The 19,637-nt window shown below is 38.7% G+C and carries 17 protein-coding genes; 8 read left to right on the forward strand and 9 right to left on the reverse strand.

The window, feature by feature from the left end; translation table 11 throughout:
* Positions 1–101: 101 nt before the first annotated feature.
* Positions 102–938: a DUF368 domain-containing protein gene (locus B4H39_RS01830; RefSeq protein WP_251420842.1), complete on the reverse strand. Its 837-nt coding sequence runs from the start codon at positions 936–938 to the stop codon at positions 102–104.
* 206 nt (positions 939–1,144) lie between these two features.
* On the opposite strand from B4H39_RS01830, the gene B4H39_RS01835 reads away from it, so the two are divergent.
* The 8 genes from B4H39_RS01835 to B4H39_RS01870 all read left to right on the forward strand — a co-directional run bounded on the left by B4H39_RS01835 (position 1,145) and on the right by B4H39_RS01870 (position 10,931).
* Entirely contained in the window at positions 1,145–1,765 is a 621-nt protein-coding gene (locus tag B4H39_RS01835; protein WP_202229563.1) for a TrkA C-terminal domain-containing protein, read from the forward strand.
* A gap of 220 nt (positions 1,766–1,985) precedes the next feature.
* Complete coding sequence (locus tag B4H39_RS01840; RefSeq protein WP_202229565.1) at positions 1,986–3,188, forward strand: quaternary amine ABC transporter ATP-binding protein; 1,203 nt, start codon at positions 1,986–1,988, stop codon at positions 3,186–3,188.
* Entirely contained in the window at positions 3,181–4,905 is a 1,725-nt protein-coding gene (locus B4H39_RS01845) for an ABC transporter permease/substrate binding protein (RefSeq protein WP_251420840.1), read from the forward strand. The genes B4H39_RS01840 and B4H39_RS01845 overlap by 8 nt, the downstream gene beginning before the upstream one ends.
* Before the next feature lie 122 nt (positions 4,906–5,027).
* Positions 5,028–5,726, forward strand: a complete 699-nt coding sequence (gene budA, locus B4H39_RS01850; protein ID WP_202229569.1) for an acetolactate decarboxylase — start codon at positions 5,028–5,030, stop codon at positions 5,724–5,726.
* A gap of 85 nt (positions 5,727–5,811) precedes the next feature.
* Positions 5,812–6,657, forward strand: a complete 846-nt coding sequence (gene dprA / locus B4H39_RS01855) for a DNA-processing protein DprA (protein ID WP_251420839.1) — start codon at positions 5,812–5,814, stop codon at positions 6,655–6,657.
* A gap of 209 nt (positions 6,658–6,866) precedes the next feature.
* The gene (topA, locus tag B4H39_RS01860) at positions 6,867–9,017 is read left to right on the forward strand and encodes a type I DNA topoisomerase (RefSeq protein ID WP_251420837.1); all 2,151 of its coding nucleotides are present in this window, start codon (positions 6,867–6,869) and stop codon (positions 9,015–9,017) included.
* Between the two features lie 54 nt (positions 9,018–9,071).
* On the forward strand, positions 9,072–10,418 hold the full coding sequence (gene trmFO / locus B4H39_RS01865; RefSeq protein WP_202229575.1) for a methylenetetrahydrofolate--tRNA-(uracil(54)-C(5))-methyltransferase (FADH(2)-oxidizing) TrmFO: 1,347 nt from the start codon (positions 9,072–9,074) through the stop codon (positions 10,416–10,418).
* Between the two features lie 96 nt (positions 10,419–10,514).
* The gene (locus tag B4H39_RS01870; RefSeq protein WP_251420834.1) at positions 10,515–10,931 is read left to right on the forward strand and encodes a DUF805 domain-containing protein; all 417 of its coding nucleotides are present in this window, start codon (positions 10,515–10,517) and stop codon (positions 10,929–10,931) included.
* Positions 10,932–11,127: 196 nt separating this feature from the next.
* On the opposite strand, the gene xerS is transcribed toward B4H39_RS01870, so the two are convergent.
* From xerS to B4H39_RS01910, 8 genes are all read right to left on the reverse strand, one after another.
* The gene (gene xerS / locus B4H39_RS01875; RefSeq protein ID WP_251420832.1) at positions 11,128–12,207 is read right to left on the reverse strand and encodes a tyrosine recombinase XerS; all 1,080 of its coding nucleotides are present in this window, start codon (positions 12,205–12,207) and stop codon (positions 11,128–11,130) included.
* Positions 12,208–12,581: 374 nt separating this feature from the next.
* Positions 12,582–13,550, reverse strand: a complete 969-nt coding sequence (locus B4H39_RS01880) for a substrate-binding domain-containing protein (RefSeq protein ID WP_202230818.1) — start codon at positions 13,548–13,550, stop codon at positions 12,582–12,584.
* 41 nt (positions 13,551–13,591) lie between these two features.
* Positions 13,592–14,473, reverse strand: coding sequence for an ABC transporter permease subunit (locus tag B4H39_RS01885; protein WP_202230824.1), 882 nt, complete (start codon positions 14,471–14,473; stop codon positions 13,592–13,594).
* Between the two features lie 93 nt (positions 14,474–14,566).
* Positions 14,567–16,042, reverse strand: a complete 1,476-nt coding sequence (locus B4H39_RS01890; protein ID WP_251420830.1) for a sugar ABC transporter ATP-binding protein — start codon at positions 16,040–16,042, stop codon at positions 14,567–14,569.
* A complete protein-coding gene (gene rbsD / locus B4H39_RS01895; protein ID WP_202230814.1) occupies positions 16,039–16,437 on the reverse strand; it encodes a D-ribose pyranase in 399 nt (132 codons plus the stop codon). Before rbsD ends, B4H39_RS01890 begins: the two co-directional genes overlap by 4 nt.
* Positions 16,412–17,317, reverse strand: a complete 906-nt coding sequence (gene rbsK / locus B4H39_RS01900; RefSeq protein ID WP_251420828.1) for a ribokinase — start codon at positions 17,315–17,317, stop codon at positions 16,412–16,414. Before rbsK ends, rbsD begins: the two co-directional genes overlap by 26 nt.
* Positions 17,310–18,293, reverse strand: coding sequence for a LacI family DNA-binding transcriptional regulator (locus tag B4H39_RS01905; protein ID WP_202230810.1), 984 nt, complete (start codon positions 18,291–18,293; stop codon positions 17,310–17,312). Before B4H39_RS01905 ends, rbsK begins: the two co-directional genes overlap by 8 nt.
* A 319-nt stretch (positions 18,294–18,612) precedes the next feature.
* A complete protein-coding gene (locus tag B4H39_RS01910) occupies positions 18,613–19,632 on the reverse strand; it encodes a Gfo/Idh/MocA family protein (protein WP_251420826.1) in 1,020 nt (339 codons plus the stop codon).
* Positions 19,633–19,637 lie beyond the last annotated feature (5 nt).

A 19,637-nucleotide genomic window follows, 5' to 3' on the forward strand; every position in this document is an offset into this window, starting at 1 on the left:
ACCACCACAGATTATACAGAACCATAAAAACGACTGATTAAATTTTTCTCAGTCGTTTTTATTTCTGAAGACGTAATAGAAGCATAGCTCCTTACCAATAGCTATTTGTATTTTTCTTCTAGTTTACTCATCCAAAGTCCTAAAAGTATCCCAACTACAAAAAGTAAGGCACTCATCATAAAAGTTGAGAAGGTTGCACCAGCATAACTGATCGTTTCAGCACTCTGTGTAGGGACAACAATAAGTAAAGTACTCGACAGGACCAAACCAATAATAAAATGATACACTTTCGAATGATAGTTAAGGAGAAGTCTTTCCATTACCTTTGAAAAGCTCACAAGAGCGAACATTCCTCCAATGGCAATTGGAAGAAAAACACCAAGAATATCACGATTTTTAAAACCGTCAAGCATCGGAGAGAAAAGACCTAAAATTAAAAGAAGATTGGAAGGACTAAGTCCAGGAACCAATACACCTAGGGCAATCAATATACCAGCAAGAAAGAAACCAAAAAAGTTTGCTGGAACTGTACCAGCGATTGCAGGTAACATATACAAAATAATCGCGGATAGGACAAAGGTAAGCCCTAAAATAGCCCAGTCGCTTTGGTCTCTTGACTTGTGACGAGAGCTTTCTCTAAAGAGAGAAGGGAGAGTTCCCAAAATGGCACCGGCAAAGCCCCATAAAACGATGACTTGATGATGTGCAAGCAACCATTCTAAGGGTCTACTAAGAAGTACTAAACCTAAGATTCCGCCTATACCAACAGGGAGGAAGAAAAGAAAATTCTTCTTAAAATCTTGACGAATATGAGCCAAGAAATGGAGCATTCGTTCATAAATCCCTAAAATTGCAGCGAGAACACCGCCTGAAACACCCGGAAGAATGAAACCAAGAGCAATAATCATTCCTTTACACAATCTAAAAATCCAGTTCATAACATCACTTTCTATTTTTAAAACTTTCTGGTTCATTATATCATAAATTACTTATACAAAACATATTAAAAATACATGTTATGATATATACACAATATCATTAACTTTACTATCTTTTTTTGTATTTTTACATTAAAATAGAAATCATAGGGCATTACCTACAGAAATGCTACAAGATTTAACATCACATACGAGGGAGGAATACGGTGAATAAGGTAAGGCAACCGAAATATCAGCAAATTGCCATCTTGATTGCTGAAAATATTGTTCGCAATGAATTGAAAGTAGGGCAAAAAATTTATGCGCGTTCTACATTGGCAACGACTTTTGGTGTTTCTCCGGAGACAGCACGGAAAGCTATCAGTATTCTTAGTGATTTGGGGATTGTCGATTCCATTCATGGAAGTGGTGTTGTAATTGTATCACGACAAAAAGCACAAGAGTATTTGGCCCAGCACCAAGAAATTAAAACAATTCAAGACTTGCAGGTCGATATTTTAAAGAGTGTTGCACGTCAACAGAAAGAACTTGCTAACTTTTCATCTACCTTGGATAAGCTGGTTGGACAAACTGCACACTTCCAAAAGTCTAATCCAATGACACCTATAGAACTAGAACTCAATGAACCTTCAGAAAATTTGGGGAAAACAATCGGAGAGATGAACCTTTGGCAAAATACTGGAGTAACGGTAATCGCTATTCTACAAAATGATGAACTGGTTATCTCTCCTGGTCCGTATGCGACGCTCAACCAACATGATACGCTGTATTTTGTGGGAGGAGCAGATGCCTTGCAAGTTCTTCAAAACTTCTTTTACAAAAATTAATAAAGCTTTGCTTTACTCATAAAAATCGCTCACAAATATAAACATACTTGAGATTTTGTTTATATTTGTGAGTCTTTTCTTTCTTCAATATAAAATATTTTCTGCTTTTATAAGTTTACTCATTTGACAAAGTGACAATACATTGTTAATATAGAGTGGTCACTTTAATGAGATTAAATAACAAAAAGTATTTAATTATTTAAGAGTAAAGGAGAATATTTTGCCAGTAAAAATTAAAATTGAACACTTAACCAAAATATTTGGTAAACGTGTAAAAACTGCTTTGGCAATGGTCGAACAGGGGGAGTCGAAAAACGAAATTTTAAGAAAAACAGGTGCGAGCGTCGGTGTTTATGATGCCAACTTTGAAGTAAATGAAGGCGAAATTTTCGTCATTATGGGTCTTTCTGGTTCAGGGAAGTCCACATTATTACGTCTGCTTAATCGTTTGATTGAGCCAACAAGCGGTAAGATTTTCATTGACGGTGAAGATGTTGCTACATTGAATAAAGAAGATTTGTTAAAAGTTCGTCGTAAAACGATGAGTATGGTTTTCCAAAATTTTGGTCTCTTCCCACATAGAACGATTCTTGAAAATACAGAATACGGTTTGGAAGTACAAAATGTACCAAAAGAGGAACGTCGTAAGCGTGCCGAAAAAGCCCTAGACAACGCTAACCTCCTTGATTTTAAAAATCAATACCCCAACCAACTTTCAGGAGGGATGCAACAACGTGTCGGCTTAGCGCGCGCTTTAGCCAATGACCCAGAAATCCTTCTGATGGACGAAGCTTTCTCAGCTTTGGACCCCTTGATTCGTCGTGAGATGCAAGATGAACTTTTGGAACTTCAAGCAAAATTCCAAAAGACAATCATTTTCATTTCGCATGACCTCAATGAAGCATTGCGTATCGGCGATCGTATCGCCATCATGAAGGATGGTAAAATCATGCAGATTGGTACAGGTGAAGAAATCCTTACTAACCCTGCTAATGATTACGTTAAAACCTTTGTAGAAGATGTTGATCGTGCAAAAGTTATCACGGCGGAGAACATTATGATTCCTGCCTTAACAACTAACATTGATATTGATGGTCCAAGTGTTGCGCTTAAAAAGATGAAAACAGAAGAAGTAAGTTCTTTAATGGCTGTCGATAAAAAACGTCAATTTTACGGTGTTATTACCAGTGAAGCAGCAGTTCAAGCAAAACAAGCCAATAAATCTCTTCGCGATGTTCTCATGACAGATGTTGGACAAGTTGGTAAAGAAACATTAGTAAGTGATATCTTACCTATCATATACGACTCTCCAACACCTGTTGCCGTGGTAGACGATGAAGGATTCCTCAAAGGTATTCTTATCCGCGGACGAGTACTGGAAGCTTTAGCAGATGTAGACGATGAGGAGGTAAATAATGATTGAGTTAGCAATAGGTAAGATACCCTTAGCAGATTGGGTTTCGACTGCAACAGATTGGATTACAAGTAATCTAAGTGCTGGGTTTGATATTATTCAAAAAGCTGGTACGGCAATTATGGATACAGTAACTGCAGGACTTACAGCTGTACCATTTTGGTTAATGATTATTGTTGTTACTTTTTTGGCAGTTTTAGTTTCTGGACGTAAAATTGCCTTCCCTATCTTTACATTCTTAGGTTTAGTTCTTATTGCCAATCAAGGTTTATGGACAGACTTGATGAATACAGTGACATTGGTCTTGCTCTCTAGTTTAGTTTCTATTATTATCGGTATTCCTTTAGGTATATGGATGGCTAAGTCCGAACTCGTCGCTAAGATTGTGCAACCAATACTGGACTTTATGCAAACCATGCCCGGTTTCGTTTATTTGATTCCGGCCGTTGCATTCTTTGGTATCGGAGTGGTTCCTGGTGTATTTGCGTCAGTCATCTTTGCCTTGCCACCAACAGTTCGTATGACAAACTTGGGTATCCGTCAAGTTTCAACTGAATTGGTCGAAGCAGCAGATTCTTTTGGTTCGACACCAAGACAAAAACTCTTCAAGTTAGAATTTCCTTTAGCAAAAGGAACAATTTTAGCAGGTGTTAACCAAACAATTATGTTGGCTCTTTCAATGGTTGTTATTGCTTCAATGATCGGTGCACCTGGGCTTGGACGCGGTGTCTTAGCAGCTGTGCAATCTGCGGACATTGGTAAAGGTTTTGTAAACGGTATTGCTTTGGTTATTTTGGCTATCATCATTGACCGTTTCACTCAAAAACTTAACGTTGCTCCAACAGAAAAACAAGGTAATCCGCAACTTAAAAAATGGAAGAAAAGAGGGGCGCTTGTAGCTCTTATCGTTCTTATCATTGGTGGTATTTCTGGTGTTACACTTAAGAAAACAGCAGCAGATAAAAATGTTGAACTTGTATATATGAACTGGGATTCAGAAGTTGCAGCCATTAATGTATTAAGCCAGGCTATGGAACAACATGGTTTTGATGTTAAGAAGACAGCTTTAGATAATACAGTTGCTTGGCAAACTGTCGCTAATGGTCAGGCTGACGGCATGGTTTCTGCTTGGTTGCCAAACACCCACGAAACGCAATGGAAAAAATTCAGCAAATCCGTGGAATTGCTTGGCCCTAACCTTAAGGGAGCTAAAGTTGGTCTGGTCGTTCCAAGCTACATGAAGGCAAACTCTATTGAAGATCTGAAAGATCAAGCTGATAAATCTATCATCGGTATCGAACCTGGTGCTGGCGTTATGGCAGCTACAGAAAAAGTCCTTAAAGACTATACTAACTTGAAAGATTGGAACTTAGTCCCATCATCTGCTGGCGCAATGACTGTTGCCCTTGATGAAGCTATCAAGCAACACAAAGATATCGTAATCACTGGCTGGTCCCCACACTGGATGTTTAATCAATATGATTTGAAATATTTAGAAGACCCAAAAAACTCAATGGGTAAAGCTGAAGATATCAATACAATTGTGCGTAAAGGGCTTAAAGAAGATAACCCGAAAGCCTATAAAGTATTAGACAAGTTTAACTGGTCTCAAAAAGATATGGAATCCGTAATGCTTGATGTTCAAAAGGGTAAAACACCAGAACAAGCAGCAGCAGCGTGGATTAAATCTCATAAAGAACAAGTTGACAAATGGTTTGAAGACTAAGCCTGTTGCTTAGTCTTTTTTAGAAGAAATAGCCAAACAAGCAATCCCTATTTTAATCGCAGAAGTGATAATGTGGTAGAATTAGAGTATTGAAGAATCGAATACTTTGAAAGGAAAGATAAATGAAATTATTTCAACACAACACCCTTGCAGCTTTGATGTCAGGACTTTACGAAGGAACTTTAACGATTGGAGAGCTCTTGAAAAAAGGCAGCTTTGGTATCGGAACTTTGTCTGGTATTAATGGTGAGCTTATCGTCCTAGATGGCAAAGCTTATATTGCGACTGGGGACAAAAAAGTACGTCAAGTAGAAGATGATGAAAGTGTTCCTTACGCTGCCGTAGCTCATCATGAAGCAACACTTTCTCTCCAACAAGAAGAAAAAATTTCCAGCGAAGAACTCTTTGAAAAAATTGAAAATGCGTTTAACAGTGAAAATACTTTCTACACAATCAAAATGGCTGGGGATTTTGAAATGATGCACGTGCGTATGGCTCCAGGTGCGGCGGAAGGAGAGCCCTTTGCTAAAGTAGCAGAAAATCAACCTGAGTATAAAGAGGAGAAAGTCAAGGGAACTATTGTCGGCTTTTGGACACCAGAAATGTTTCATGGTGTAAGTGTCGCTGGTTACCATCTGCATTTTCTTGCTGATTCATGCGATTTTGGTGGCCACATTTTAGGATTTACTGGCTTTTCCGGTAAAGTAGAAATAGGTCAAGTGGATGCTTTAGAGCAAAATTTCCCAACAAAATCTCAAAATTTCCTTCAAGCAAAGTTTGATCTTGATCAGCTCAAAAAAGATATCGAGCAAGCGGAATAAAGAACTGCAGAAATGCAGTTTTTTTGTGAAAAGCTTCTATTTTTTACGTATGAATTAAACAGAAGGTAAAAATGGAGGCTTCATAATGAGAAACTTTGAAATACTAAGATTGAAAACAGCGGGTGTATCTAACCGTGGAATTTTGAAACTTATTACATATCAAAAGGAAAACAAGGAAAAGATAACCTTACGGCAGATAGCACATGTAACAGAAGTAAAGTCAGTCCCTAATTTTATAGAAAGTTATAAAGGTCAAGATGTTGAAGGCTTAAGGAGACTTTATAAGAGATTTCCGTCTTTTTCAATCTTGGACGAGGTCTATCCAGAAAGACTTAAGGAAATATATAATCCCCCAGTACTGCTTTTTTATCAAGGGAATCTGGACTTACTCAATCTCCCCAAAATAGGTTTTGTCGGTAGTCGTGAGACTTCGAAAGAAGGGATAAAAGTTACACATAAGCTTGTCGAGGAGCTAAAACAAAAGTTTGTCATAGTAAGTGGTCTTGCACGTGGGATTGATACATCAAGTCATGTTGCAGCTGTAAGGCAAAAGACTCCTACCATTGCTGTTATTGGTAACGGCTTAGACATCAGTTACCCAAAAGAAAATCGTAAATTACAAGAGTACTTAGCAGCAAATGAACTCGTTCTTTCAGAATATCTTGTAGGTGATCCGCCACTTAAATTTCATTTCCCAGATAGAAATAGGATTATTGCCGGCCTTTCTCGAGGAATCGTTGTTGTTGAAGCAAAACAAAGAAGTGGAAGTTTAATTACAAGCAGTTGGGCCTTGGAAGAAAATCGAGATGTTTTTGCTGTGCCAAGTAATATTCTGAGTAGAAATTCTTCAGGCTGTAACAGTTTGATTCAGCAAGGGGCAAAGCTAGTGACACATGGTCAAGATATTTTAGATGAATATTTCTTTGAGTGATAAAGAGGAATTTATCCATAAGTTTTTTCTAAAAACAAAAAACACAAAATGTCGATTCCATGCACATATTATAGGGAACGAAAGACGTTTTTGTCTTTTAATAATCATTTAATTCTCCTATAAGAGAAACACTTTTGGTTTTATTACTTGACATCTGTCTTAAAAGCCTATATTATTAGACTATTGAATTTTGAAAAATAGGTAAAAATATGGCGAAAGCAAGCGAAAAACAAGTAACTGCAAAAAAGAAATTAAACAGTAAAAAAACGAAAAGTAAGAAAAAAGAAAAAATTGTAAAAGGCAAAAATCTCGTAATTGTTGAGTCACCTGCTAAAGCAAAAACAATCGAAAAATATTTGGGACGTAATTATAAAGTTGTTGCGTCCGTTGGACATATTCGTGACTTAAAAAAATCAACAATGTCTGTTGACATAGAAAATAATTATGAACCACAATATATTAACATTCGTGGTAAGGCACCTCTGATAAATGGCCTTAAAAAAGAGGCTAAAGCCGCTAAAGCTGTCTATCTCGCAAGTGACCCGGACCGAGAAGGAGAGGCTATTGCTTGGCATTTAGCCCACATTTTAGGCCTGTCATTAGAGGACAAAAATCGCGTTGTCTTCAATGAAATTACTAAAGATGCTGTCAAAAGTGCTTTTAAAGAACCACGAAGCATAGACATTGACTTGGTTGATGCTCAGCAAGCACGACGAGTTTTAGACCGTTTGGTTGGGTATTCAATTAGTCCAATTCTTTGGAAAAAAGTAAAAAAAGGATTATCTGCAGGACGTGTACAGTCCATTGCGCTTAAGCTTATCGTTGATCGTGAAAATGAAATCAATGCTTTTGTTCCTAAAGAATACTGGTCAATTGATGGTGAATTTAAAAAAGGACCGAAAAAGTTTAAGGCTGCTTTCTGGGGCGTTGATGGTAAGAAGCGCGCACTGGATAACAATGATGATGTCATGGAAGTCATGGCACGTTTGTCTGGTCCAGAATTCAACGTTGACAAGGTAGAAAAGAAGGAACGCCGTAGAAACGCACCGCTACCTTATACAACTAGTTCAATGCAACAAGATGCAGCGAATAAAATTAACTTCCGTACGCGTAAAACGATGATGGTTGCACAGCAACTCTATGAAGGGATAACTCTTGGTGCTCAAGGTCATCAAGGACTAATTACTTATATGCGTACTGACTCTACTCGCATTTCCCCTGTTGCCCAAGGTGTAGCAGCTGAGTTTATCACGGCGCATTTTGGTGCGAAATATAGTAAGCACAGTTCTAAAGTATCTAATAAAGCTGGTGCTCAGGATGCCCACGAGGCTATCCGTCCAACCAATGTTTTGAATACTCCAGAGTCTATTGCAAAATACTTAAACAAGGACCAGTTGAAACTCTATACTTTAATATGGAACCGTTTCGTTGCAAGTCAGATGACTGCTGCTGTTTTTGATACAATGAAGGTTAACCTTTCGCAAAACGGTGTGACTTTTGTAGCGAATGGCTCGCAAGTTAAGTTTGAGGGGTATTTAGCAATTTATAAGGATTCTGAAAAGAATAATATGCTTCCAGACATGGTAGCAGGAGATATTGTTAAAAAAGTTAACCTCAAGCCGGAACAACATTTTACTCAGCCTCCTGCACGCTATAGTGAAGCCACTTTGATTAAAGTTTTGGAAGAAAATGGCGTTGGTCGGCCATCAACTTATGCCCCTACACTTGATACAATTCAAAAGCGTTATTATGCGCGATTAGTCGCAAAACGATTTGAACCAACAGAACTTGGTCAAATCGTAAACAAGCTGGTTATTGAATTTTTCCCTAATATTGTAAATACCGAATTCACAGCAGAAATGGAAAAAGATTTAGACAAGGTAGAAGAAGGACAGCGTCGCTGGGTTGATGTTGTTGATCAGTTCTATAAACCTTTCGCCCTAGAGCTTGACAAAGCTGAAGTAGAAATGGAAAAAATCGTCATCAAGGATGAACCCGCTGGCTTTGATTGTGAGGTCTGTGGTCATCCTATGGTTATCAAGTTAGGGCGCTATGGCAAGTTCTATGCATGCAGTAATTTCCCAGATTGTCACAATACTAAAGCTATCGTGAAAGAAATTGGTGTAACTTGTCCAAGTTGCCACAAAGGGCAGATTATTGAACGAAAAACCAAAAAGAATCGCCTTTTTTATGGCTGTGACAGATATCCAGACTGTGAGTTTACCAGCTGGGACAAACCTGTTGGTCGCTCTTGTCCAAAATGTGAGCACTTCCTAGTTGAAAAGAAAGTACGTGGTGGCGGCAAGCAGGTTGTTTGTAGCAATGAAACCTGTGACTATCAAGAAGAAAAACAAAAATAGAGCATTTTACATAATTTTAAATATGCAAAATGTGTTGATGTTAGAAAGTTTACGATGAAAAAAACACATATAAATGTTATCGGTGCGGGACTGGCTGGTTCAGAAGCAGCTTATCAAATTGCGAAACGAGGAATTCCGGTAAAGCTATATGAAATGCGAGGGGTGAAAGCGACGCCCCAGCATAAAACGGATAAATTTGCAGAATTGGTCTGCTCAAATTCTTTCCGTGGCGCTGCTATTACTAATGCAGTTGGACTTCTAAAGGAAGAGATGCGCCGTTTAGACTCTATCATGATGCAAGCTGCAGAAAAAACACAAGTTCCTGCAGGAGGAGCCCTAGCTGTTGATCGCGAAGCCTTTTCCGAATTTATCACTAGAACTATATCACAACATCCCTTGATTGAGGTCATTCGTGAAGAAATTACAGTTCTTCCCAACTTAGAAGAGGAAATTACGATAGTTGCTACCGGTCCTTTAACCAGTGATGCCTTGGCTGAAAAAATTCATGCTTTTAATGATGGTGAAGGCTTTTACTTTTACGATGCTGCCGCACCAATCATTGATGCAAACAGCATTGATTATAGTAAAGTTTATAAGAAATCGCGTTATGATAAAGGTGAAGCAGATTATATCAATTGCCCGATGACCAAGGAGGAATTTAATAATTTCCAACAAGCATTGATTGAGGCAGAGGAAGCTCCTCTTAATGCTTTTGAAGATTTAAAAGTTTTTGAAGGCTGCATGCCTATCGAAGAGATGGCTAAACGTGGGTATAAAACAATGCTATTTGGTCCTATGAAACCTGTAGGCTTGGAATATCCTGATTCTTACACAGGACCACGCGATGGAGATTTTAAAACACCTTACGCTGTAGTTCAACTCCGCCAAGACAATGCCTCGGCTTCCCTTTATAATATCGTCGGTTTCCAAACCCATCTTAAATGGGGGGAGCAAAAACGCGTTTTCCGGATGATTCCAGGACTTGAAAATGCAGAGTTTGTCCGTTATGGGGTAATGCACCGCAATTCCTATATGGATTCACCCAATCTTCTCACGCAAACTTTCCGCTCAAAGAAACAAGTTAATCTTTTCTTTGCTGGTCAAATGACTGGTGTAGAAGGATATGTTGAATCTGCTGCAAGTGGTCTGGTTGCTGGGATTAATGCAGCTCGACTCTTTAAGGGAGAAGAAGAAGTTGTTTTTCCGCAAACCACAGCTATTGGTGCCTTGCCGTACTATATTACCCATACAGATAGCAAACACTTTCAACCTATGAATGTCACTTTCGGTATTGTTAAAGAGCTCGAAGGTCCACGTATTCGTGATAAAAAAGAACGTTATACTAAAGTTGCCGAACGTGCTCTGTCGGATTTAAATAGCATAATCGCAGAGATAAGTTGATAAAAAATTCTAGCCTAATTTACAGGCTAGGCTTTTCATTTTTTTGATATTTTACATAACTAATATTATGTAAAAATAATACAAACAGAATAGAGGATGATTATGGTTAGTGCTTTCAAGCATTTTTGGAAAGGTTACAGCGATTTTAAAGGTAAATCAAGTCGAAGCCAATTTTGGTGGATGTTTCTGATTCAATTACTCTTTTTTACAGCGACGTATGCAGGACTCTTTGTACTTACGTACACAGATTTTTCTAATTTAGTGTGGTCAGCAGTATATTTATTGGCATTTTTTGCTTACATAGCTGCAATTTTGGTGGTCATTATTCCGAATATTTCTCTATCGGTTAGGCGCTTGAGAGACACTGGTTTCCCAGTAGCCCTGATTTTCGTAAATTTGCTTATTGGACCAGGAACACTTATTTTTCTTGGTATTATGATGCTCCCCTCAAAAAATAGTGAAATAGATGTCTTAGAGGACGACGACCCTAGCAACGACTGGCAATCTTTTTAGATTTGTTTTTCTTGAATTTCATGGGACTCTTGATAAAACGAAAATATAAAAAAGGACTGGCTGTAATCAGTCCTGTGTAACCGTATATGAAAGGCGATTAATATCGAAAATCTCTCTATGGTGTGATTAATTTAATAGTATTCAACTGACACAAGAAAAAAAGATTGTGAGCATTCTCGCCTCCAATCTTTTTTTCTTACAAATCTGCCAATCCATCTTTTGCCTCATCGGAAAGTACTGAAATATACTGCGAAGTGACCGTTGAATTAGAAGTATGGCCAAGCTGATTGGCAACCAGATTAGGCGATTTTGTTTCTGCGTAAAGCCTTGTGGCAAGGGTATGGCGCAGTTTATGTGGGGTCACGCGAATTTTAAAGGCTGCGGAGTATTTGGCCACCAATGCCTCAACAGAAGAAGCACCGATGCGTTTCGCTTCCTGTCTGTAATTGGTCAAAAAGAGCTCTATATTATGCTTTTCAGCCTTGTAGCGCTGTTCACGAATTGCTAGGTAATTCTCTAGATAGGGCTTTGCGAATGGCGCAATATTCACTGAGTCTACAAAGCCTCCCTTACGCATAACTTCAATTGTCATCGTATTTAGGTTAAGGTCTTTTAGGTTGGTATTCACAAGTTCAGACAAACGCACACCTGTAGACAAGAAGAGAGCAATCATAGCCAGATCACGTTCAACATTTTGGTTATAGGAGGTGAGTGCACGTGCTTTGAGTGTCTTAGGATACTCTTCCTGGATAAAGTCAAGGAAAGCTTGCGTTTCATCACCTAAAAATAACTTAGGTTTCATAGTCTCCGCACGAGCAGATAGCGACCTTGTTTTTGCCTTAACTTTGATGCGTTTCATGACATTTCGGTCGAAATAAGGCTCTCCATTTTCATCTTCAGACTCAACTGTGAGATAGTTAAAGAGACTTGAAAGGGCTGAAACAGCACGATTAATGGATACCTGTGAAATCCCGTATTTTTTGTATTTTTCCTGTCCATTTCCTTTTTCTTTGGTTCTGAGGAACATAATATAAGATTCCACATCAGATTTGGGTAACTTAGCCAAGGCATCGAGGGAGATTTGAGTTATGGACTTTGCGCCAGATATGGCATCTGAATCAATCAACCAGCTAAAAAAACGTCGATACTCTTCCAAGTAAGCCAACAATGTATTGGGTGAATAAGGCACAGAAGCTTTAGAGTGATAAAATTCCTGAACGTATTTAGGCATTATATCAAGTAAGGATTCTATTTTATTTTGCACATTTTTAGTCATAAATCTATTATATCACTCGGAAAGTAGCAAGTCAACATCTTTGCGAATAATTTCTGTTTATTTCAAAAACAGTTGAAGAGAAGGTCAAAAGAAGACAATTATAGAGATTTTTTAAGTTTTTAAAAGTAAGAAATTTCAATGATAGATTACTTTCGTTTTCATTCCTTTTATATATTTTACTTCATTAAGATACAGCATCAACTTTTTATTCAAAAAGATGGATGTTCCAAAGCTAAAACCACCCATGAAACGGGTGGTTTGTAGTGTGATGAGCCTTATCCATGTCAAGTCGCTGACCTTTCCCTCTTAATCAGACTTAGGTAGTCAGCTGTTTGTTTATAACTTGTCAAATGCACTTAATTATTTTTACTTCATTACCAGTTGTGTTCACCAACGTTTTCCTTGGTTACAAGGAAGATTGGGGAAACGGTAGTTTTCTCTACGTCTTTACCTTCAAAGTGATCAATTGCTGCTTGAAGTGCAATTTCGCCCATTTTAGCTGGTTGTTGCGCTACTGTTGCTGTCAAGCGACCTTCTTTGATTGCTTCTTGGGCATCTGGCTGTCCATCGATACCAACGATAATCACATCAGACAAACCAGCTGCTTTAACGGCTTGTGCAGCACCAAGGGCCATCTCGTCATTTTGTGCAAAGATTGCTTGAACATCTTTGTTTGCTTGGAGCATATTTTGAGTGGTATTCAAAGCTGTTGCACGGTCAAAGTTTGCAGATTGACTTGAGAGAACATCAAGTGTATCTTTGGCAGCGTTGTCAAAGCCTTTACCGCGGTCAATTGTTGAAGAGGCTCCTGGTGTACCTGAAAGTTGTAGTGTTTTTGCATTTTTACCTGCTTCTTTTGCGATAAATTCTGCTGCCATTTTACCTGCTTCAACATTGTCTGAAGCAACTGTTGTCAATACTTCACCACCTGAAGCACCGCGGTCCATAAGGATAACCGGAATATTCGCGTTGTTAGCAGCTTCAATCGCTGGTACAATAGCATCAGAATCTACTGGATTAATCAAAATCGCATCAACATTTTGGCTGATGAAGTTTTGTACATCATTGGTTTGTTTAGCAGCATCATTTTGTGCATCTGAGACATTAATCTCTGTGCCAGCCTTTTCTGCAGCATCTTTAATCCCTTTATCCATCGCCACAAAATATGGATTATTCGTTGTAGAAATTGATACACCAATGTTCAATTCATCTGCCGCTTTTTTAGTGGTACCACCATTGTTACCACCGCCTTCATTGCCTAGGCCTGTTTGACCGCATGCTGCAAGTGTTAAAATGGCACCTGCTAAGATTGTACCTGCCAGCACTTTTTTAAACATCTTCATTTGAAATTCTCCTATATGAAATAAATTTTTGATAACGTTAATTATTTGCTAGTTTTCAAACGGTCTAGCATAACCGCAATAAGGATAACCACACCTTTGACTACTTGTTGCCAAAATGCTGACACGCCAATAATATTTAGTCCATTGTTCAAGACACCAATAATCAATGCACCAATCAAAGTACCGATTAAGCGACCTTTGCCCCCCATGAGTGAGGTTCCACCAAGAACTACTGCAGCAATAGCATCCATCTCATAAGATGCTCCTGCTGTTGGCTGTGCGGAGCTTAACCGTGATGTGATGATCAATCCAGAGATAGAAGCCATTACACCTGAAATAGTATAAATCAAGATTTTAACCTTGTTAAGTTTAATGCCCGAGATGTAGGCTGCCTTCTCATTACCCCCTAATGCATAAACTGATTTACCAAAGGCTGTTTTATGCAAAACAACATAAAGTATGATGAAAACAACAAACATTAAGATAACAGGGAAAGGTATACCCAAAATATAACCTTGACCTAAAAATTTGAAAAGATAACTGTTAGACATACCTTGAGTAATAGGATTTCCATTTGTATAAACTAAAGTTGCCCCGCGAAAGATGGTCATGGTTGCAAGAGTCACAATGAAGGGTGCTAGCTTGCCAAAGGAAATCAGCAAACCGTTAATCATGCCTAAGACGCCGCCTAGTAATAAAGCTACAACAATGGCTAAGGGTACAGGCATGCCGTTGGCGATTAGACCCGCTGTAATAGCACTCGACAAGGCTAGTATTGAACCTACTGAGAGATCAATTCCTGAAGTTAAGATAACAAAGGTCATACCGAAGGCGATGAAGCCATTTGCGGTTACCTGCAAAAGCAAGTTGAGCAAGTTATTAGTAGTTAAAAAGTTGGGGTTAATGATGGTGATGACAACCATCAATACAATCAAAGCGAGCAAAGTCGTCAATGAACTGAATTTATTCGTGAGTGCTTTCACTTTTTCCTCCTCAATTATTAATTGAAATTTGTTTTAATTAACAGTGGCCAGCTGCATAATTTTCTCTTGGCTCGCTTCTGATTTGTCCAAGATACCTGCAATTTTTCCTTCGTGCATGACAGCAATACGATCTGAAACACCTAAAACTTCTGGTAAATCACTCGACACCATAATAATTGGTACGCCACGCTCAGCCAACTCGTTAATGAGCTGATAGATTTCACGTTTGGCACCTACATCAACGCCACGAGTAGGTTCATCGAGAATGAGTACTTTTGGTGCAATACCAATCCATTTTGCCAAAACAACTTTTTGTTGATTTCCACCAGACAGGCTCCCAACAGTTTGGTTAACATCTGTCGCCTTAACTTTCAAGCGCTCCGACAGGCGCTTAACAAATTCCAGTGAAGTTTTTTCATCAAAAATTCCTCTTTTGACAAAATCATAGTTACTTGGTAATGTAATATTTTCTCGAATGGAGAAGTCAAGCACTAGTCCTTCTTCTTTACGATTTTCTGTTAAGAAACCGATTCCTTGATGAATTGCATCAGCTGGCGAATTAATGCTTTTCACTTGGCCATTGATTTTAATGACTCCCGACTGTAGCTTATCTATGCCAAAGATAGCACGCATGACTTCGGTTCTCCCTGCACCCATAAGCCCAGCAAAAGCTAAAATTTCGCCTGATTTCACTTGGAATGAAACATCTTTAAACCTCTCACCTGAAAGATTTTCAACTTCAAAAACGACGTCCCCAATTTGAGCAGTTTTTTCAGGATAATAGTCCGATATTTCCCGTCCAACCATCTTGCGAACCAGTTCATCGACATTCGTTTCGCTTGTTTTCTTGGTATCAATCACCAAACCATCACGCATAACGGTTACACAATCGGTAATTTTAAAGATTTCTTCCATACGGTGAGAGATATAAACAATCCCAACGCCACCGGCTTTGAGTCCCTCAATAACCTTAAATAAACGCTCCGTTTCACGCTCTGTAAGTGCAGCTGTTGGCTCATCCATGATTAAGATTTTCAAGTCTGAAAGGAATGACTTGGCAATTTCGACCATTTGTTGCTGACCAACCGAAAGTTTACCAATGACGGCATCCAAATCAATCGTAACACCTAATTGTTCAAAAGCATATGCTGCTTTTTTTCGCATTGCCTTATTATCCAAAAGTCCAAATTTATTTTTGATTTCACGCCCTAAAAATAAATTTTCCAAAACAGTCAAATCTGGCCAAGTATTCATTTCTTGATGAATAAAACTAATCCCGAACACTTCAGCTGCTTGTGGATTACTAAAATGCTTCTGCTTCCCATCAATCACAATCTCTCCACCGCTTGCTGGAAAAAGGCCGGTCAAGATATTCATCAAAGTAGATTTTCCTGCTCCGTTTTCTCCCATCAATGCATGTACTTCGCCGGACTTGATGAGCAAATCAATGCCCTCGAGTACCTTATTGCTACCGAAGGATTTGGAGATATTCTGCATTTCAATTTTCAAAGCCTTACCCCCGACTGTAGAATAATATTCGAATAAGGTGTATTTTCACCTGTTCTTACTATCGCTTTCACTTCTTTATTCATATCTTTCAGTGTTTCATGACTTACAAATTCTATGACTGCAGTATGATTCAGTTTTTTTATGATTTGCTGCAGCTGTTTCGGGTTTTGTGTTTTTATCTCTTCAGCTAAAATAACTTTTTCAACAAAAACATTTTCTAAATATATATCCAAAACTGCTTGAAAATCCGGTGTACCATGACTTAGAGCTAAATCTATTTTTTTAATGTCTTTCGGTACAGGAAGTCCTAAATCGCCAATACAAACGCGATCGGTGTGTCCTAAATCATCCACAATCTTTGCCAAATCGCTATTCAAAATACCATGTTTTTTCATATTGTTCATGCTCCTTAATTGCTTCAAGTGTAGGCATTCCGCCTTGTGCTCCAAATTTTTGAACAGAGAGATGAGAAGCAATTATTGCAAATTTAATTGCTTCTTTTACATATAGACCTGATGTTATTGCAAAACCAAAGGCACCATTAAAGGTATCTCCTGCACCAGTTGTATCCACTACTTCAGCTTTTATTGCTGGAACTCTCTCAATACTTTGACCATTGTGGAAAATCACACCCTCAGCTCCTAAAGTAACAATGAGCTTGTTTGGATACTTAGCCAAGGCTTCTTCCAAACTCAAGTGGGGAAGCAACATTCTGCTCTCATGCTCGTTAGGTGTGATGAAATCTACGAAAGGTAACATCTGAAAGTCTGTCTCACGGGCCGGTCCAGGGTTATAGAGGACTTTAATCCCGTTTTCCTGACAATACTTTGCTATCGCCATATTACTTTCATGCGGAATTTCATTTTGCAAGACAACCAATTGACTTGCTTTTATGATATCCCACTCAGACATCCAAGTATCTGTGAGCACGGTCTTATTGGCACCAGGGATGACGATAATGCGGTTATCGTTTTCAAATAATGTAATCTGAGCGACCCCTGTAGTCTCTGGTACCGTTCCCACTTCGTCCACAAGAACACCTTGGGCAGTAAAATTATCCAAAATACTCTTTCCAAAAGCGTCTTGACCTACTGCACCAATCATTGAAACTTGTTTGGGAGCCAAACGACCAATAGCCACTGCTTGATTGGCCCCTTTACCGCCAGGCACCATTGAAAAAGCTTTTCCAAAAACGGTCTCACCTGTTTCTGGTACTTGCTCAGTGATTGTCACTAAGTCCATTGCAATACTACCAACAACAACTATTTTACTCATTACTTTCTCTTTTCCTAATTGTTTCTCGTTCAACATAGCGTACAGGCAGTTGTAACTGCCGTGATTTGATTTCCTGTCCTAATGATAATTTATAAATTAACTTTGCTGCTTCATATCCCATTTCATAAGCATCTTGGTGAATGGTTGATAAAGCTGGATACATGTACTGGCTCATTAGAATATCATCATAGCCAATAATTTGTACATCTTCTGGAATACGTTTGCCTAAATGGTGGAGTTCACGGATATAGGCCATAGCATGAATATCAGATGGAGCGATGATGCTGTCAAAATCATTGTGCTTCAAAACCTGCTTGGCTTCTTTAAGAATTTCATCGAAATCATAACTCTGACTGTAAAAGGTTTCATAGTGTGTTTTTGTTTTTTTGAGGTAAGCAATGCTTGCTTTAAAACGATTGTTAATACTTTCTGCTGTTACAGGACCACTTATGACTGCGACCTTTTTTGCACCAGCTTCAACAATCACATGCGCAGCAATCTTTCCTCCCGATAAATTATCTGAAAAAACGCCAAAATCACTTTTTTGCCCTACCCGGTCAACAATCACTGTCGGAAGCTTAATTTCTGGAAATGCTTCTCGAAAATCATTGGTTGTAATTACACCTGCAGCATTGGTTTGCATAAGTACTTTGAGATAGTCTTCTTCAAATTGATTATCCTCACCAATGTTACCAAGCAAAACTCTATAGCCATGTTCTTTTAGAAATTTCTCCACTCCTTTTGCCAGCATTGGGAAAAATGGATTTGAAATATCTGGTAAAAGCAAGCCCACAATCTGACTATGTTTTGTCTTCAATGATCTGGCTGAAAGATTGGGTACAAAATTAAGCTTGGTTATAGCTGCTTCAATCTTTTCTTGCGCTTCTTGACTGACATAACCATTTTGCGAAATATAACGCGAAACTGTAGATTTAGATACTCCTGCTTCTTCAGCAACTTGTTTTATTGTAACCATGATTTTCTACTCCGATTAATTATGGTACCGTTCCCATTTTGTTAACATCATTGTACACGTTTACATTCGCTTTGTCAAGGGAAATCACAATTTTTTTCAAGTGACATGTGATAAGTACTATCTCTTGGCCTAAAGGGGGAAACTTTTCCTTAACATTGCTAAAAAAATTATTTTCTTACTAAATAATAGGATGTTTTCTTGTCTCTCACAAAGCATGGCAAAATAGTGAAGACAAAGATGAAAGAGAGTATCTAGCAACCTTAAACTTTTAAGATTAGCACGCCTGCCATAATAATATGTACCAAGAATTGTCTACTTGCTAAAGCTTGACAATGTGATGATGCTTTGCAGACTCTTGACAAGCTCTAGCTATTTTAGATGCTGCACGTCCATCTTCAACTTCTGCTGCTACAGTATTAGGTTTTCCGGAGCTAACTGCATAAATGAAGGCTTGTAATTCTGCCTTAAAAGCTTCAGAAAAGCGTTCCGGGAAAGATTGCATACAAGGCCTAACGATTCCTTTATCAGTAAATAATGTCGTATAGTAGGGAGAAGCTTCCTGCCCCACCCGAATCCAGCCCTTGCTTCCCATGATTTCAAATTCAACGTGATTTCCATGAGCTGCAGTACGTCCTGCTACCAAAGTGGCGACCATATCGTTATCAAAGCGAAGATTAGCTACCCCTGTCTCAAATTCTCCCATCTTTTGCAATTCAGGTGCCGCAAGAGAATTTCCCACTGCATAAACCTCAACAGGTTCTTTTCCCACAATCCAACGGACCAAGTCAATATCATGGATGGTCATGTCCAGAAATATGCCACCAGAGTCGTTGCTGCCTGCATAGTTTACAAAACTCTTTAGATTCTTGAAAGGGTCAATGCCGTAACCTCGCATATAGAGAATGTCGCCCAGTTCTTGCGAAATCACCATCCGTTTAGCTTCTTGATAAGACGGATCAAAACGCCGCATGAAGCCGAGCTGGAAAATCTGCTCTGGGCGTGACTTGATCGTCGTAACCATTTGTTCAATTTCCTCCATATCAATTCCCATAGGTTTCTCACAAAAGACATTCAGACCATGTTCTATAGCATAAATAGTAATTTCTGGATGAAAAGCAGTCGGAGCTGCGATGATAATAGCATCTAAATTCTCCTGATTAATCATCATCCGCCAGTCTTTATAAGGCTTAGCCCCAAAACGGGAGTGTACTAAATCTAATTGTTCATCATCCAAAGCAAAGGCTGCTTTTAATTTTACTTTAGGCATACTTGCTACATGCTCAGCATGACACATACCTAAACGCCCCAGACCAATGATTGCGATATTGATTGTTGACATTCATC

Source organism: Lactococcus sp. UBA7128, assembly GCF_002492185.1.
Lineage (GTDB): Bacteria > Bacillota > Bacilli > Lactobacillales > Streptococcaceae > Lactococcus > Lactococcus muris.